The 16,794-nt window shown below is 59.1% G+C and carries 9 protein-coding genes; 2 read left to right on the forward strand and 7 right to left on the reverse strand.

Annotated elements, in window-relative coordinates:
- Positions 1-24: 24 nt before the first annotated feature.
- From mdtC to F3I47_RS08860, 3 genes are read right to left on the reverse strand one after another with little or no spacing between them, the layout of a single operon-like run.
- Positions 25-3,099: a multidrug efflux RND transporter permease subunit MdtC gene (mdtC, locus tag F3I47_RS08850; protein ID WP_046102203.1), complete on the reverse strand. Its 3,075-nt coding sequence runs from the start codon at positions 3,097-3,099 to the stop codon at positions 25-27.
- Positions 3,096-6,218: an MdtB/MuxB family multidrug efflux RND transporter permease subunit gene (locus F3I47_RS08855; protein WP_150028849.1), complete on the reverse strand. Its 3,123-nt coding sequence runs from the start codon at positions 6,216-6,218 to the stop codon at positions 3,096-3,098. Before F3I47_RS08855 ends, mdtC begins: the two co-directional genes overlap by 4 nt.
- The gene (locus F3I47_RS08860) at positions 6,218-7,450 is read right to left on the reverse strand and encodes an MdtA/MuxA family multidrug efflux RND transporter periplasmic adaptor subunit (protein ID WP_058956690.1); all 1,233 of its coding nucleotides are present in this window, start codon (positions 7,448-7,450) and stop codon (positions 6,218-6,220) included. Before F3I47_RS08860 ends, F3I47_RS08855 begins: the two co-directional genes overlap by 1 nt.
- Positions 7,451-7,690: 240 nt before the next feature.
- On the opposite strand from F3I47_RS08860, the gene F3I47_RS08865 reads away from it, so the two are divergent.
- Both F3I47_RS08865 and F3I47_RS08870 read left to right on the forward strand, forming a co-directional pair.
- Positions 7,691-8,650 carry an aldo/keto reductase gene (locus tag F3I47_RS08865; RefSeq protein ID WP_009089229.1) on the forward strand — a complete coding sequence of 320 codons (960 nt, stop codon included), beginning with the start codon at positions 7,691-7,693 and terminating at the stop codon, positions 8,648-8,650.
- 208 nt (positions 8,651-8,858) lie between these two features.
- On the forward strand, positions 8,859-10,202 hold the full coding sequence (locus F3I47_RS08870; RefSeq protein WP_190311315.1) for a carbohydrate porin: 1,344 nt from the start codon (positions 8,859-8,861) through the stop codon (positions 10,200-10,202).
- A gap of 164 nt (positions 10,203-10,366) precedes the next feature.
- Here the strand turns inward: F3I47_RS08870 and F3I47_RS08875 are convergent, their stop codons facing one another.
- The 4 genes from F3I47_RS08875 to F3I47_RS08890 form a co-directional block, all read right to left on the reverse strand.
- Entirely contained in the window at positions 10,367-10,798 is a 432-nt protein-coding gene (locus F3I47_RS08875; RefSeq protein ID WP_046102199.1) for a hypothetical protein, read from the reverse strand.
- Positions 10,795-11,499 carry a hypothetical protein gene (locus tag F3I47_RS08880; protein WP_046102198.1) on the reverse strand — a complete coding sequence of 235 codons (705 nt, stop codon included), beginning with the start codon at positions 11,497-11,499 and terminating at the stop codon, positions 10,795-10,797. Before F3I47_RS08880 ends, F3I47_RS08875 begins: the two co-directional genes overlap by 4 nt.
- A 386-nt stretch (positions 11,500-11,885) precedes the next feature.
- Positions 11,886-13,238 (reverse strand): molecular chaperone, encoded by a 1,353-nt coding sequence (gene yegD, locus F3I47_RS08885; protein WP_150028848.1) that lies wholly within the window; start codon positions 13,236-13,238, stop codon positions 11,886-11,888.
- 75 nt (positions 13,239-13,313) lie between these two features.
- The gene (locus tag F3I47_RS08890; protein ID WP_150028847.1) at positions 13,314-16,649 is read right to left on the reverse strand and encodes a diguanylate cyclase; all 3,336 of its coding nucleotides are present in this window, start codon (positions 16,647-16,649) and stop codon (positions 13,314-13,316) included.
- Between the last annotated feature and the right edge of the window lie 145 nt (positions 16,650-16,794).

The following is a 16,794-nucleotide window of genomic DNA, read 5'->3' on the forward strand; positions in this document are numbered from 1 at the left end:
GGTGACCTGCCGCAGCCCCAGGCGTTACGTCTGCGGTGCGGCTGACCGCGACCGCTTTCTGCGCCGCAGCTTATCCATCATCAGGTAGATCACCGGCGTGGTGTAGAGCGTCAGTAACTGACTCATCACCAGACCCCCTGCAATGGTAATCCCCAGCGGCTGACGCAGTTCCGCCCCGTCGCCACTGGATAACACCAGCGGCAGCGCGCCAAACAGCGCCGCCAGTGTGGTCATCATGATCGGCCGGAAGCGCAGCAGACACGCCTGGAAAATGGCATCCCGCGCGCTGAGCTGGCCGTTGCGCTCAGCTTCCAGCGCAAAATCGACCATCATGATGGCGTTCTTTTTCACGATACCGATCAGCAGCAGAATACCAATCAGGGCAATCAGGCTGAAGGGGGTATCAAACAGTTCCAGCGCCAGTAGCGCGCCCACGCCTGCCGAAGGCAGCGTGGAAAGGATCGTCAGCGGATGCACATAGCTCTCATAGAGGATCCCCAGCACGATATAGACCGCGGCAATCGCCGCCAGCATCAGCCACAGCTGGCTGCTTTGCGACTGCTGAAACACCTGCGCCGTGCCGGCAAAGCTGCCGCGTACGCTGGAAGGCACGCCCAGCGCGGTCATGGTGCGCTCAATCGCGTCAGAAGCCTGTGACAGCGAGACCCCTTCCGGCAGATTGAACGAGATGGTCGAGGCGGCCGACAGCCCTTCATGGTTCACCGACAGTGGGGCATTGGCGGGCTGCCAGTGGGCGAACCACGACAGCGGAATCGCTTTGCCTTCGCTGTTTATCACAAACATCTGTGACAGGGCACTGATATCCTGGGTATAGCGCGGATCCACCTCCATCACCACTTTGTACTGGTTAAGCGGCTGGTAGATGGTGGAGATCTGCCGCTGACCAAAGGCGTTATTTAACAGCGCATTGGCTTCGGAGACATCGATGCCCAGGCGGGCCATGCTTTCACGATCGTAGGTCAGCGCCATCTCGCTGCCTTTATCCTGCTGATCGGAGTTCACATCCGCCAGCTGCGGCAGGGCAGAGAACGCCTGACGGATTTTTGGCTCCCAGGTGCGCAGGGCGTTGAGATCGTCCGACAGCAGCGAATACTGGTATCCGGCGTTCGACTCCCGGCCGCCGACGCGCAGATCCTGCACCGCATTCAGATAGAGGCTGGCACCCGGCTCTTTCGCCAGCTTGTCGCGCAGCCGGGCGATAACCGCCTGCGCGTTCTCTTTCCGCTCAGAGAGCGGTTTCAGGGAGATAAACATGGAGCCGCTGTTGGTGCGCATGCCGCCGGTAAAGCCCACCACGCTGTCCACCGCCGGGTCGGCTCCGACGATCTCCATGAAATCCTGCAGCTTACTGCGCATCGCCTGAAACGAGATACTCTGGTCGGCGGAGATAAACCCGGCGAGTCGCCCGGTATCCTGTTCCGGCATAAAGGTTTTCGGGATTGAGACAAACAGCCAGCCGGTCAGGGCAATCGTGGCGAAAAAGAGCAGCAGCACCCAGCGCGCATGATTCAGCACCACGCTTAACGATCGGCCATAGCCCTGCTGAATCGCCATCAGCAGCCGACCTGCACCGCGCCGGCGCGGCTGGCTGCGTGGCGCGTGAGGCTTCAGCAGATACGCGCACATCATCGGCGTCAGGGTGATCGAAATAACCAGCGAGATGGCGATCGCCACCGACAGGGTAATGGCAAATTCAGAGAAGAAACGGCCAATCAGCCCGCCGATCATCAGCAGCGGCAGGAAAACCGCAATCAGCGACAGGCTCATCGACAGCACGGTAAAGCCCACTTCGCGCACGCCCTTCAGCGCGGCGGCCAGCGGTTTCATACCCGCTTCTACATGGCGGGCGATGTTCTCCAGCACCACGATCGCATCGTCCACCACAAAGCCGGTGGCTATGGTCAGCGCCATCAGCGACAGGTTGTTGAGGCTGAAGCCGCACAGGTACATGGCCGCGAAGGTGCCAATCAGCGAGACCGGCACGGCGATGGCGGGGATCAGCGTGGCGCGTCCGGAGCGCAGGAACACGAACACCACCAGAATCACCAGCCCGACGGCGATTAACAGCGACTGCTCCACTTCATGCAGCGAAGCGCGGATGGTAGGGGAGCGATCCTGGGCAATCTGCAGGTCGATGGCGGCCGGGATCACCTCATGCAGCAGCGGCATCTCGGCACGGATGCGGTCAACCGTCTCAATGACGTTCGCGTCAGGGGTTTTGCGGATCAGTAACAGCACGGCCGGTTTACCGCGTGACATCCCGGCGTTGCGTACGTCCTGAACCGAATCTTCCACGGTCGCCACATCAGACAGCTTCACCGCCGCGCCATTTTTATAATGCACGATCAGCGGCTGATACTCGCGGGCGGTCTGCAGCGCGTCATTGGTGCGCAACTGCCAGCGCTGCTGTGAATCATCGACAGCGCCCTGCGGGCGGCGCTGGTTGGCGTCGGAAATGGCGGTACGCACCGCATCCAGCGAGACACCCTGATTAAACAGCGCCTGCGGATTCAGCGCCACGCGCACGGCGGGCAGCGAACTGCCCCCCACGGTAACGTCGCCGACCCCCTGAATCTGCGACAGCTTCTGCGCCAGCTGCGTCGAGGCATAATCGTAGAGCTGACCCGGATTGTAAGTATCCGAGGTCAGCGTCATGATCATAATCGGCGCATCAGAGGGGTTCACTTTGCGGTAAGTCGGACGTGAGGGCATGCCGGTCGGCAGCAGGCTTTGCGCCGCGTTGAGCGCAGCCTGCACGTCGCGCGCGGCACCGTTGATGTCGCGATCGAAATCGAACACCAGAATGATGCGGGTACTGCCCAGCGAGCTCATCGAGGTCATTTCACTGACGCCCGCGATACGTCCCAGCGACCGCTCCAGCGGCGTGGCGACCGACGACGCCATGATCTCGGGTGAGGCCCCCGGCAGCGAGCCGGAGATGACGATCACCGGAAAATCGACCTGCGGCAGCGGGGCAACCGGCAGCAGCCGGAACCCCAGAATTCCGGCCAGCGCGATGGCCAGCGTCAGCAGGGTGGTGGCGACGGGCCGGTGAATAAACAGGGCAAAGAACTTCACTCTGCGGCCTCCGTGCGGCCGAAGCGGCGGCGGGTGGCGTGCGCCAGGCGATCAAACAGCAGGTAGATCACCGGCGTAGTAAACAGGGTCAGCACCTGACTCAGAATCAGGCCGCCGACCATCGCAATCCCCAGCGGATGACGCAGTTCCGCGCCGACGCCGGTGCTGAGCATCAGCGGCAGCGCACCCAGCAGGGCCGCCAGCGTGGTCATCAGAATCGGACGGAAGCGCAGCAGTGAGGCCTGATAGATGGCGTCATAGGGTTTCATCCCCTGTTCACGTTCGGCCGCCAGCGCAAAGTCGATCATCATGATGGCGTTCTTTTTCACAATACCGATCAGCAGGATGATGCCGATGATCGCCACAATATCCAGCTCGTTACCGCTGAGCATCAGTGCCAGCAGCGCGCCGACACCGGCCGTGGGCAAGGTGGAGAGGATGGTGATGGGGTGGATGAAGCTCTCATAGAGCACACCCAGCACGATATACATCGCGACAATCGCCGCCACAATCAGCCAGACGGTGCTGCTCAGCGCCGCTTCGAACGCCAGGGTGCTGCCCTGGAACTGGGTCATCATCTCCGCCGGCATCCCCAGCTCCGCTTCAGCCTGCGACACCGCTTTCACCGCATCTTCCAGCGAGTAGCCGTCAGCGACGTTAAAGGAGAAGGTCGCCGAAGGAAACTGGTCGAGATGGCTGATGCTGAGGGGCGCATGGCGCTGTTCGATGCGGGCAATGGCGCTCAGCGGCACGCTGCCGCCGTCGGTGCTGTTCAGGCGAATCGCGTCCAGGCTCTGCAGGCCCGGCGTGGCGTGATTGTCCTGCTCCAGCACCACGCGATACTGATTGGCCTGGGTGTAGATGGTGGAGATCAGCCGCTGGCCGAAGGCGTTATAGAGCGCATTATCGACATCCGCCATGCTGATGCCGAGGCGGCTGGCGCTGTCGCGATCGACATTGACGTAGGCTTCCAGCCCCTGATCCTGCCAGTCGCTGCTGACATCACGCAGCTGCGGCAGGGTTCTGAGCCGGTTCAGCAGGGCGGGCACCCAGGTGCTGAGCGACGACAGGGAACCCGACTGCAGCGTGAACTGATAGGGGGTGCGGCTCGCCTGCGTATCGATAGTGAGATCCTGCACCGCCTGCAGCCACAGCTGGACGCCCGGCAGCTGACTGACCTGCTGTTGCAGGCGCTGCTCGATTTCCGGAATACGGTCATCGCGCTCATCCAGCGGTTTCAGGTTGATCTGCAGCCGCGCGCTGTTCAGCGAGGCGTTGGTGCCATCCACGCCGACAAAGGAGGTCAGGCTCTGCACCGCCGGATCTTTCATGATGACCGAGGCGACGTCGCGGGTGCGCTGCGCCATGCTGGCGTAGGAAACGGACTGGGGAGCCTGCAGCGTACCCTGAATAATGCTGTTGTCCTGCTGCGGGAAGAAGCCTTTGGGGATGATCATCCAGAGCACCAGGGTCAGTACCAGCGTTCCCAGCGCCACCGACAGCGTCAGCCAGGGGTGATTCAGCACCCGGCTCAGGCCGCGACCGTAAACGGCCACGATGCGGTCAAACATCGCTTCACTGGCCCGGGAGAAACGGTTCTGTTTGCGCAGCGACTCTGCGCTCAGCATTCTGGCGCACATCATCGGCGTCAGCGTCAGCGAGACCACGGCAGAAATCAGAATCGCCACCGCCAGCGTCACGGCAAATTCGCGGAACAGGCGGCCAATCACATCCCCCATAAACAGCAGCGGGATAAGCACCGCAATCAGCGAGAAGGTGAGGGAGATGATGGTAAAACCGATCTCGCCAGCCCCTTTCAGCGCAGCGGTGAGCGGCTTTTCTCCTTTCTCGATATAGCGTGAGATGTTCTCAATCACCACGATGGCATCGTCGACCACAAAGCCGGTGGCGATGGTCAGCGCCATCAGCGTAAGGTTGTTGATCGAAAAACCGAGGAAATACATCGCGGCAAAGGTGCCGATCAGCGACAGCGGCACGGCGACTGCCGGGATCAGGGTGGCCGGCACATTGCGCAGAAAGAGGTAGATAATCATCACCACCAGCGCCATCGCCAGCATCAGCTCATGCTGTGTGTCACTGACTGACGCGCGGATATTGGTGGTGCGGTCGGTGAGCAGTTTTACCTCCACCGATTTTGGCAGCGTCGCCGTCAGCGCAGGCAGCATGGCGCGAATGCTGTCGGCGGTGGCGATGATATTAGCTCCGGGCTGACGCTGGACGTTGAGCACAATCGCCGCATCGCGGTTAGCCCACGCACCCAGCCAGCTGTTTTCCGCGCCCTGTTCGATGGTCGCCACGTCGCCTAGCCGCACCGGTGCGCCATTTTTGTAGCTGATAATCAGCTGGCGGTAATCCTCAGCAGATTTCATCTGGTCATTGGCTGACAGGGTGACTGAGCGGGTCGGGCCATCCAGGCTCCCTTTGGCGGAGTTGACGTTGGCATTGCTGATCGCGGTACGCACGCTTTCGCTGGTCAGACCCAGCGCTGCCAGCGCCTGGGAATTCATTTTTACCCGCACGGCCGGACGCTGACCGCCCGACAGGGTGACGAGGCCGACGCCGCTGACCTGAGAAATCTTCTGCGCCACCCGCGTTTCCACCATGTCCTGAACCTGCGTCAGCGGCATGCTGCTGGTGGTGACCGCCAGCGTCATGATCGGCGGATCGGCCGGGTTCACTTTGCTGTAGACCGGTGGATTGGGCAGATCGTTGGGCAGCAGGTTGGTGGCGGAGTTAATGGCGGCCTGCACCTCCTGCTCCGCCACATCCAGCGGCAGCGACAGCTGGAACTGCAGGGTCACAACCGAGGCGCCCCCCGCGCTTTGTGATGCCATCTGTTTCAGGCCGGACATCTGGCCAAACTGGCGCTCCAGCGGGGCGGTAATGGAAGAGGTGACCACATCCGGGCTGGCGCCCGGATAGAGCGTGACCACCTGGATGGTCGGATAGTCCACTTCTGGCAGGGCCGACACCGGCAGGAAGCGATAACCCAGCACCCCGGCCAGTAAAATCGCAATCATCAACAGCGTGGTGGCGACCGGACGCAGAATAAACTGCCGTGACGGCCCGCCACTGTGATCGGGAGGCATGACCTGCATTACTCACGCTCTCCTTTTGACGGCAGGGTGGCCCGGCTGCTGCCCGGTGCACTACTCTGGGCGGTCACGACCTCGACTTTCGCACCTTCAGTCAGGCGATCCAGACCGTCGGTGACGACACGCTCACCCGCTTCCAGACCGGCGCTGACCACCACCTTCTGGCTGTCCTGCAGCCCGGCCATCACGCTTTTCTTACTGACCTTGTTGTCGCTGTTAACCACCCAGACAAAGTGGCCCTCGTTGCCCATCTGCAGTGCGGCAGGCGGGATCACAATCGCATCCTGCAGGGTGTTGACCTTGAGGCGCACATTGACGAACTGGTTGGGGAAGAGCGTGTCATCCTGATTGTCAAAACGCGCTTTGATTTTGATGGTGCCGGTGGTGACATCAATCTGGTTGTCCAGGCTCAGCAGCTTACCGCTGGCAATCAGATTCTGGTTACTGCGATCCCAGGCTTCCACCAGCAGTGGCTCACCGCTTTTCTGCGCTTTCAGAATCGGCGTGATGCTGTTTTCTGCCAGGGTAAAGACCACATCGATCGGCTGCGTCTGGGTGATGATCACAATGCCGTTGGTGTCGCCGCTGGTCACGTAGTTGCCGACATCCACCTGTTTCAGACCCACCCGGCCGGCAATGGGTGCGGTGATCCGACTGTAGGTGAGGTTAAGCTGCGCACTGGCGACACTGCCCTCATCGGCTTTCAGCGTGCCGAGCGTTTCGCTGACCAGTGAGCGCTGGGTATCCAGATCCTGTTGCGACACCAGCGATGTTTTCGCCAGCTTTTCATAGCGTGCCAGGTCCCGGCGGGCGTTAGCCAGCGTCGCCTGATCTTTCGCCAGTTGGCCCTGTGCCTGGGTGAGGGCTACCTGATAAGGCCGCGGATCGACTTCCGCCAGCAACTCGCCCGCTTTGACCTGCTGACCTTCGGTAAAATGAATCGCCAGCAGATCGCCATTCACCCGGCTGCGCACCGTGGCGGTATTGGCGGCGGTGACGGTGCCGAGACCGCTCAGATATTGCGGCACGCTCTGGCGGGTCGCTGTAGCGGCCTGAACCGGTGCCAGCGAACGGCGTGCGCCGTCATCGCCACCCTTACCGCGTGGGGCTGGCGAGCCACTCTGGCTGCTCTGCGGCTCAGCGGGGCGCTGCCAGACGTAATAGCCGCCAGCGGCCACGGCGATCAGGGCCAGCACGATCAGGGTTTTTTTCATTACAGGATGTCGGGTGCTCATGATTGTTGATGCTCTCCAGCAGTGACGTAGTCCCAGGCGCAGGCATCAAAGGGGGAGCCTGCAAACGACAGAGTGTAGTCGCCTCTGACAGGCAGAAATTGAAGGAATTAAGGATATCTGTCAGGACGGCGTAATTATGCCTGTTCTTTCATTAATCGCAGCACAATCGTCATTAAGCCATGAAAATCCCTTTGCTATGCTGAAATAAAGACCCTTTATCAGGCAAATAAGGAGCAGAGGATGAGTCAGAATCAAACCCGGCAGTTAGGTGACAGTGGTATCGCGGTGCCGTTGCTGACGTTTGGCGGCAATGTATTTGGCTGGACGGTGGATCAGCCGACCTCCTTTTCGCTGCTGGATGCGCTGGTGGAGAAAGGACTCTGGTTTATCGACACCGCCGACGTCTATTCCCGCTGGGCACCGGGCAACAAAGGGGGAGAATCGGAAACCATTATTGGTGAGTGGCTGAAAAAAAGCGGTAAACGTGACCAGATCGTACTGGCGACCAAGGTCGGCATGGAGCTGTCACCCGAGAAAACCGGGCTGAAGCCGCAATATATTCGCCAGGCGGTCGAAGATTCACTGCGCCGGTTACAGACTGACTATATCGATCTCTATCAGGCGCATCGTGACGACCAGGATACGCCGCTGGCCGACACCCTGAGTGCCTTCGACAGCCTGATCCGTGAAGGGAAAGTGCGCGCCATCGGAGCCTCTAACTACAGTGCGGCGCGGCTTGAGGAGGCATTGCAGGTGAGTGAGAGCCAGGGGCTGGCGCGCTATGAGACCTTACAACCTGAATATAACCTCTACGACCGTCAGCCCTATGAATCGGAGCTTGAGCCGGTGGTCATGGCACAGGGTCTGGGCGTCATCAACTACTACTCGCTGGCGAGCGGTTTTCTCAGTGGCAAATACCGTGATGCGGCTGATGCCGGAAAAAGCGCACGGGGGCAGGGCGTGGTAGAGAAATACCTCAATCCGCGCGGATTGCGGATTCTCGACGCGCTGGATGCCATCAGCGAGGCGCATCAGGTGACGCCGACGCAGGTCGCACTCGCCTGGCAGATTGCCCGTCCCGGGATTACCGCGCCGATCGTCAGCGCCACCTCGCTTCAGCAGATCGACGACCTGGTGGGGGCGACACAGCTGACCCTGACCCCAGAGCAGATTGCACAGCTGGACGAGGCCAGCCGCTGATTCAGGGGGCGCTAGCGCCCCTTTATCGATTACGCCTGTCAAAAAATGCGCATTCTGCCCGCAGAATAACCATTCAGCGATCCCGATCACAAATGCGTTAATAAACTGATGTTTCAGGAAATTATGCGCACGTATTTACAAAAACTGAAGCTTATCCAGCACTATCCTCTGCGCGTCACTTCCTGTCACTCACATAAGAAAACGCACCATGAAAAACAGACAAGCAGAGCACGCTTTTCCGCTGCGCCGTGTGGCAACCGGCACCCTGATCCTGGCTATTCTCTCCGCGCCCGCTATGGCGGCTGACGCTCTGAGCCCGGATTCCGAATGGATGTTTGGTGACTGGGACGGTTACCGAACGCAGCTGCAGGACGAAGGGATTAAGTTTGACGTTAACTACACCATGGAAAGTGCCGCCAATCTGGGTGGCGGCGCAGATACCAACACCACCATGCGCTACAGCGATCAGTGGACGTTTGGCACCAACTTCGACCTGGAAAAACTGCTGAACTGGCAGGATGCAGAGTTTCAGATGACCGTCACTAACCGCGACGGACAGAATCTCTCTGAGCAGGTGGCGGATAAACGCACCGGTATGCTCTCATCGGTTCAGGAGGTGTACGGTCGCGGTCAGACCTGGCGGCTGACGCAGTTCTGGTTGCGCAAAGGGCTGTTCAACAATGTGGTTGATCTGAAAGCCGGGCGGGTCACCGTGGGCGAGGACTTCGATAACTTTGACGGCAACCTGTTCCAGAACCTGGCGCTGGGCAGCGGCCAGGCGGGTAACTGGCGTGGCGACCGCTGGTTCAACTGGCCGGTCTCGCAGTGGGGCGGTCGGGTAAAAATCAATATGACGCCTGAGCTGTTCTTCCAGGTGGGTTTCTACAACCAGAACCGCGCCAACTACGATCGCGGCGATGGCTTCCGGCTGGATACCAGCAACTCTGAAGGCAATCTGGTGCCGGTCGAACTGGGCTGGAAACCGACGTTCGGGCCGGAGAAATTACCGGGTAACTACCGCATCGGCTACTACTACTCGTCAGTGGATGGCGATGTTTATGGCAGCTGGCGCAACGGCGGCTATCAGGATCAGGCTCACGCCTATGGCGGCTATCTGCTATTACAACAGCAGCTGACCGCGCAGGATGGCGATGTGAATCGTGGTCTGGGCGTGCGGGTGCAGGCTGTGATGAACGATCACAAGACCTCGAAAACCGACAACTACCAGTCTGTCGCCTTTACCTGGACCGGTCCGTTTGATGCCCGTCCGCAGGATGAGATTGGCGTAGGCGCATCACGCATTCATGTGAACAGCGACTATACCCGCTCACTGCGTCAGCAGAATCAGGCTAATGGTGAGAGCCGCTTTGACAGCCCGACCTATCTGCCGATTCAGGAAGGGTCAGAGTACAACTATGAGGTTTACTACAACGCCAAAGTGACGAACTGGATGTCACTGCGACCTAACCTGCAGTATGTGGTGGCACCGGGTGCGGTGAGTGAAGTCAAAGATGCCTTTATCGGCGGTATCAGCGCCAATATTGCCTTCTGATCCACTGCTCAGGCCTTATCCGGAAGAGCGATTTGGACGGGGATAGCGATCTGAGGCGGTGAGCACAGGCTATACGCAAAATCGCTATAGCGGACAGATTTATGGCGGGCCATTCCCGGCCCGCCATACTTTGCTACAGATGTCTGTTTTTATCTTCTGACGTTTTACTCATTATGTCCGCGTCGATAGAGTTCAACACTCACCATATTTAACTCAGCCAGACTGTAAAATGAAACAACGTCCTGATTTTGTGAGGACCGCCAGCATTCAGCTTTGGTCTGGCACTGCTTTTGTTTTTCATATCCTCTGGAGAACAGATAGTCACGGATTCTGCTGGTATCGGTTGTACCCTTAAACTGAAGACCATAAACAAAAGCCTGTGGACCACTGATATTGCTGTAGCTGAATTCGTAATTGTCAGAAAGGCGAGGCATCTCTTTCAGTAAATCGGGCGTGTAATAGTTGTACTGGCGCTTATCCTGCTGGGAATAATGAGCGCTACTGGCAAAAGCCATCCTTACATAGGGCCATCCCATCGCCACCACAACCATCCCCATGACAATGACGCTCATCAGAACGGCGCTGCCTCTTCTCATAATCCCATCCTGCTTTTAACTGAGCCTAAAATCATGAATGTTTTACCGTGCCGGGGCAAAATGACGTTTCCAGACAAAAAATCGTGATAGGGAATCACCGTGCGCATGAAGGCGGGAAGCACTCCGCTCCGGGGAGATGAATGAGGGAATTTTTCCGGGTCAGGGAACAGTAAAGGCCTGAAAGTCTCGTTTTTCCAGCGACCGATGTTACCGTAGTAATCCCAGCGTTTCAGCGCTTCATTTTTACTCACCGGACGTAGCATTTCAAAGGGGTTTTGGATCGACACGACACGATAAAAACCCAGCAGGTCTGAGACCAGGTCTTCGCCACTAAAACCGCTGTCAGAGCCAAGGTGATAGGGAAACGCGCTCTGAAAATCCTCGAATTTTCGAGCTATGCTCATCATCATCGCCAGCGCGATACTTTTTTGCTCCCAGCCAGGCCGGCCATGTCGGATCTGCCAGGTGGTCATCTTTCCTGATCGAAACTGGCCCCGGATTCCGCTCATGCCCTGCGAATATCTGACCTCATAATAGTGCTTTCCTGAGGACTCACCCAGCGTGATTAACCTCAACAGCTCCCGAATATCTGTACCCTGCGCGTGGCCTAGATCGACCCAGCCCAGCACTTCGGTATAAACCAGCCCCCTGTTTGCATAAGGTGCCTGAGCGCCTTCAATAATGTCTGACCGATTACTCATCCTGAGTCTCTCCATACGTTATCTATTTATGGCGGTCTGATGTTCTCTGACACGGGATCGCCGGACCACTGTGAAGGAGAGGGAGCGTTCGCTGTGAACACACAGCTCCAGCAATAGTGGCTTAACAGGTAAAACGAAGCGACCTTACAGATAAACGCTTCCTGTGACAGGTTAAACGACGTTGCTATAGCGTGTCCGTGTGGCAGATCGCTGAAAACAGAAATGAGGGTTCCTGCCGTAAGAGAGCGTCCGGTTCAGGCTTTTCCCTGAACGGCGCGGGTAGAGCAATGGATATGTTTTAATGAGCCAGTGAGGGCAGCGTTACCCGCAAAAAAAACGGCACTCACGGGTGCCGTTTTTTCATTGCAGAGTAAAGAAGAGCACTATTACCGGAACAACACCTCTGCCCAGCGTGCCAGACCGGCCGTGACCGAGGCGAAATCATCGCCACCGGCAATCGGCGTGTCGGGCAGCGTCTGCTGCAGCGCCGCGCGCAGCAGAGGCGAACGCGCACTGCCGCCGGTCAGGTAAATGACATCAGGCTTAATCTGGCTGGTGGCTAAGGCGAGCTGCACCTGCTCCAGAATTTTCTCCAGCGGCTGACTGATCGCCTCCTGCAGCTGACCCACGCTCACGTCTGTCTGCAGCGCGGCGGCCACGAAGTCGAGTGAGGCGGTATGCACCGGGGCGTCTGACAGCGCAATCTTGCTCTCTTCCGCCGCGCGCACTAAACGGTAACTCAGCTTCTGCTGCCACACTTTCAGCAGACGCGCCACGATGTCACCCTGTTCTGCGTCACGCACTAAATCCCGCAGCCATTTCCCACAGGCGGCGCTGTAAAAGTCGCTCTGCGCCGGCACATCATTGATGGCAATCGCGTTCCACCACGGCAGTGCGGGCAGGGCGGTGCCCTTCTGAGTGTTGCCGCCCAGACCCAGCAGCGGCATCAGCGTCTTAAAGGCCAGCATGATATCCAGATCGTTACCGCCGACGCGACAGCCACTGTGGCCCAGCAGGCTTTCACGACGGTCGGCTCTGTTGCGCCATTGCGGGCCCATCAGCAACATCGAGCAGTCGGTGGTGCCGCCGCCGATATCCACCACCAGCACCCGCGTCTCCTGCTGCAGGGTCGCTTCGAAATCGAGTCCGGCGGCGACGGGTTCAAACTGAAACTCAACGTCACGGAATCCGGCGCGGTGGGCGGCACGCAGCAGGATACCCTCTGCCTGCTGGTTCGACTCATCGCTGCCCAGCCCCTGAAAGTTGACAGGGCGACCGATCACCGCCTGATCGAGGGTCTGCCCGAGCTGGATTTCACCCTGCTGGCGGATGTGCAGCATCATGGCGCAGACCAGATCTTCAAACAGGGCGATCTGCTGTGGCTTCAGGCCACTGGCACCCAGAAAGGATTTGGGGGATTTAACGAACCAGACATCTTCGGGATCGACCATGTAGTGCTGCAGGGCGGTCAGACCAAACTGCACACTGCCGGGCTGAACCTCGATATCCTCTTCGCGGTTGTAACGCAGCGCGCGCTGCAGCAGCGCGGTGGTTTCACTGTCAGGGGTCGCCACCTGATGATGGCGATAGAGCCATTCGCTGACCGACTCGCGGGTCGGTGCACAGATCATTGACGGCAGCAGACGCTGACCCTTTTCCAGCGTTAACAGACGCGGCGAGCCATTTTCGCTCACTGCAATGGAGCAGTTAGCCGTGCCGTAATCGAATCCTATGAACATTTTCGCCCCCATGCCGGAAAAAAGGGGGCGACTTTAGCGCAGCTTCAGCAGGGTGGCAAGCGGCCAGCGCGGGAATCAGCGGATAGCAAAGAGGCGATCTTCTGCCAGGGAACGGAGCGGCTGACGCTCGGTTACCGCGCTGCCCCAGACGCCATCGACGTCAAGATCAGCCAGCGTGCTAAGCACCGCCGGAACGGAAACCGGACCCGCCAGCACCGAAATATGGCGCTGCGTTGCCTGGCCCTGAATGATGGTCAGCAGCATCTCATCCATCAGGCTGGTGTGGGCGTTAGCGACCAGTTCCGGTGCCAGCACCAGGTAATCGACCACTTCGTCACTCAGCAGATTAAAGGCGTCCAGATTGCGGCCAAAGTGGTGCAGCGCGATGCGACAGCCACACTCACGCAGCTGCAGCAGCGCGGTATAGAGCCGATCGCTCTTACTCAGTACGCTGGCGGCCGGGAAAGCAAAACCACAGCGGCTGCTGGCGAGACCTGCGGCGACAAAGCGCTGACAGAGTTGCTGCACAAAAGCGGCGTCACCGAGCAGCTCTTCACTCAGCGGCAGGATGACCGGGATCCCTTTTTTATTCAGCGTCCCGACGTCCTGGCGGAAAAAGGCCTCGATGATATTGCTATCGAGCCGGCGACGCAGCGTTTCATCCGGCAGGTTATGACGCAGCAGGGTTTCATCCACCAGTATCCCCTCCGCAGTCAACAGCTGGACCTCCAGCAGCCAGATAAAGGCTGACTGGGGCGTTTTGGGTGGGGCGACAGCCCAGGCGGGCAGCTCAATTTGCAGCGCATCAATCATCGCAGCATCCACTCCCTGAGGGTTGCCCGGCAGCGGCAGACGATGCTGCTCAAAGACGACCAGCCGTCCGCGCCCGCTGCGTTTGGCGTTGTAGCAGGCGATGTCTGCCTGCGACAGCACATCACCGCTGATGCAGTTGTCGGCGGAAATCTGTGTGACGCCCGCGCTCGCCCCCACCTGATAGCGGCGTTCCTGCCACTGGAAACGATAGTCGTTTACGGCGGCCACAATCCGCTGCACCACGTCACGCGCCTGGTCAACCTGACAGTCGGCCATCAGCAGGGCAAACTCATCGCCGCCCAGTCGGGCCAGGAAATCACTGCTGCGCAGATGGTGCTGCATCAGCTCTGAAAGTTCCCGCAGTAACGCATCGCCGGCGGCATGGCCGGCGCTGTCATTGACCGCTTTGAACTTATCCAGGTCGATGAACACCAGCACGTGCTGATGATGATGTTCAGCCGCGTCAAACAGCAGTCGCTTAAGCTGCAGCTCAAAACTGGCCCGGTTAGGCAGACGCGTCAGGGTGTCATGAAGCGCGCTGTAGCTCAGGCGCTTCATCAGTTTTCGCGACTCGCTCACATCCTGAATAACCATCACCGCGCCCTGTTCAAGACCCGCTTCGGAGCGCAGTGGCGTAATGCTGTAGTGAATATCGATATGGCCGCCATCTGGCGTGTGCAGCACCAGATCTTCATCCAGATCGGGGGTAATTTTTTCCGGCGGTAACTGGCACAGCAGCAGATTCTCCACCTCAGGGCCGGTCTGTCCCTGGGTGATGTGCAGCAGCTCGCTCAGCGGCTTGCCGGCGGCCTGCTCCTGAGACCAGCCGCTCATCTTCTCCGCCACCGGATTCATAAAGGCCACGCGCATCGCTTCATCGGTACTGATCACCGCCTCGCCGATCGAGTCCAGGGTGATCGCCATGCGCTCTTTCTCCTGAAACAGCGCTTCATTGAGATTACGCAGCGGCGTAATGTCCTGACAGATGCCGAGCATACGCTCGATACGGCCCTCTTTACTCAGCTGCCGGTTCGCCTGCGTGCGGATCCAGCGCTGACCCTGCGCGTCCACGATGCGATACTCCATATGGAACGCACTGCGCAGCTCTATCGCCTGCTGCACCGTCAATGCGGCATATTCGCGATCGGCGGTATGCAGCAGATGGAGCCAGAGGTCATAACTGGGCGACTCGTGCGGAGCCAGACCAAACAGGGCGTACATGCGCTTGTCCCACAGCATCTCGCCGGTCAGCAGGTTCCACTCCCAGACGCCGATGCCGCCCGCCTCATTCGCCAGCGTGATGCGCTCCATCAGGCGCCGGTTTACCTGCTCGCTCTTTTTCAGCTCGGAGATGTCGATGATCTGCGCAATAAAATAGAGCGGTGTCGTGTCGCCGTCACGCACCAGCGACACTGTCAGCCGCGCCCAGACGATCTCGCCATCCTTGCGGAAATAGCGTTTTTCAAAGGTGTAGGTATCAATCTCACCTTCCAGCAGCTGGTTTACATGCTGCAGGTCGAGAGCCAGATCGTCGGGATGGGTAATCTGCTGAAACGTCAGCCGCTTCAGCTCCTCCGCCGGGTAGCCCAGGATCTGGCAAAGCGAACGGTTCACCTGCAGCCAGTTACCCTGCGGCGCGACCAGCGCCATACCGATCGCGGAGTACTCCATCGCATGACGGAAACGGGTTTCACTGTCGGTGATATGCAGCTTTTCGCGCCGGAACGCATCCATCACCAGCGACATAATATGGCTGGGGATCAGGACCAGCAGGAAGGGTAACCAGCTGGAGACCGGGCCCAGCGCGGTGTTGTTATTCACCACGCTGACCAGGTTACAGGCCAGCAATAATGCGATAAAGCTGGCATTGAGGAAGAACAGCACAAACGCCTGCAGCTTAGGCAGGCGAACGGCGCACCAGAAGAGGATCACTACGATAAAGGTAAAGGGCCACGGCATAAAACGCAGTGCCAGGTAGCTGGCGCCTAAAGTGATAAGCAGCGTCAGCACGCACTCCGCCGGACGCAGATCGCTGAAGTGCGCGCGACGCAGCGGCCACGGCATCAGCAGTAACATCGGGCCTAACACCAGCATGCCGATGATTTCAGAGATCACCCAGGTATAGAAGAAGGGAAACGACGCGTGCCCGCTGACCCTGAGCATCCACAGCGCCAGCAGCCCGCCGAGCAGAGGGGTCACAATGCCCACCGACAGCACCAGCCGTGCCCAGTCGTGCAGCGAATTCAGCGGCGCGCGCCGATCGAGCAGGGCGCGCAGCAGCATCCCGCCCACGCCCGCCTGCACCAGGTTGAGCAGGGCGAATTTAATGTTAGAGAGGGCAGGGCCGATGACGATGGCATTAGCGGCTGCGGTGCCAAGCACGCAGGCCGTCAGCAGCAGCGGCAGCTGACGTAACGGGCAGCGAAACACCACAATGGTCATGAAGGTGGTCGGGAACCAGAGCGGTGAAATTTTCACGCTCACCACGATCAGTTCAAGACAGAACAGCGTCAGGACAAATACCGCACAGCCCAGGAGCAGGGCCGAGAGCCAGCGGCCAGGTGTGCTATTTTGCGGGGCAAAGATCTCAATCGTCATGCAGACTTCCGGCAGGGTGCAGGGCTCCGCAATGGCGAATCAGGCACCGGTCATTCTCTGACTGCATGCTAGCACATTCGGCAAAGAAAAAAGGGATGAAATCGAGTTTGCCCGCTATTCAGCGAATTGACGGGCGGGGAAATGT

This window comes from Pantoea sp. M_10, from assembly GCF_008631515.1.
Classification (GTDB): domain Bacteria; phylum Pseudomonadota; class Gammaproteobacteria; order Enterobacterales; family Enterobacteriaceae; genus Pantoea; species Pantoea anthophila.